Source organism: Myceligenerans pegani, assembly GCF_014892515.1.
Classification (GTDB): domain Bacteria; phylum Actinomycetota; class Actinomycetes; order Actinomycetales; family Cellulomonadaceae; genus Myceligenerans; species Myceligenerans pegani.
In genome coordinates, this window is the sequence record NZ_JADBGR010000005.1 from 1 (window position 1) to 932 (window position 932).

1 protein-coding gene and 1 pseudogene are annotated in these 932 nt (G+C 69.0%); both read right to left on the bottom strand.

Features of this window, described 5'->3' with window-relative positions:
- Window positions 1–150, bottom strand: a pseudogene (locus IIE03_RS00030) (VacJ family lipoprotein); the annotation flags it as partial.
- A 118-nt stretch (window positions 151–268) separates the two neighbouring features.
- Window positions 269–932 (bottom strand): extracellular solute-binding protein (locus IIE03_RS00035; protein WP_192860694.1); only part of this gene is annotated, 664 nt, incomplete at its 5' end.

Genomic DNA, 932 nt, shown 5'->3' on the forward strand with positions numbered 1-932 from the left:
GAACAGGACAAAGAACGGGGAGATGTAGAGATAGGGCGAGACCTTGACGTCCCAACGCCCCAGGGTCTGGGAGAACCCGACCCTGCGCGGCGCCCTGGGCGCCGGCGTCGTGGAGCCGGCGGCGGGCTCCGTGGAGGTGAGTGCGGCCATGTCGACTTCCTGATCAGCTTCGCGAGGGATGAGGACGGTGCGTGGCGTGGTACGCGGGATGGCCGCCCGCTACGCCGTCGGCGTCGGGGCGACCATCCCGCTCACGCTGCGCGACCTGTTACAGGCCGAGCTCGTCGTAGGCGGCGAGCGACTTCTCCCACGACGTGTCCGGGTCCTCACCCTCGACCTCGACCCGGGTGATGCCGTCCTGGACCGTCTGGTGGATCGCGAAGTAGTTCGGGCCCTTGAAGGGGTTGCCCTCGATCGCCTGGGCACGGTTCGAGAAGATCTGCCCGACCGGCGCGCCGTTCATGAACTCGTTCGTGTACGACTGCACCGCCTCCGAGGCCTGCGCCTCGAGCTGGGACGGGAAGGTTCCGGCGTTCTCGAAGGCCGCGGTCTGCTGCTCGGGCGCGGTGAGCCACGCCGCCAGCTTCTTGGCCTCCTCGGTGTGCTCACCCGACGCCGGGACCGTCAGGAACGAACCACCCCAGTTGCCGCCCCCACCGGGGAAGACATCCGCGACGTTCCAGCCGTCGACGCCGCCCGCACGCTCCTCGATCGGGCCGGTCATCCACGCCGGGCACAGCATCGTGGCGAAGCCGTCGTTCTGGAACGCGGAGTCCCAGTCGGGGCTCCACTGCGTCAGGCCGGCCGACAGGCCCGCCTCGTCCTGCTCCACGACGGTCTCGTACAGGTCGATGATCTCGGCGTTGTCCGCGAGGGCCTTGGGCGTGCCGTCCTCGTTCTCGTAGGCGTAGTCGATCTGGTTGACCAGGCCC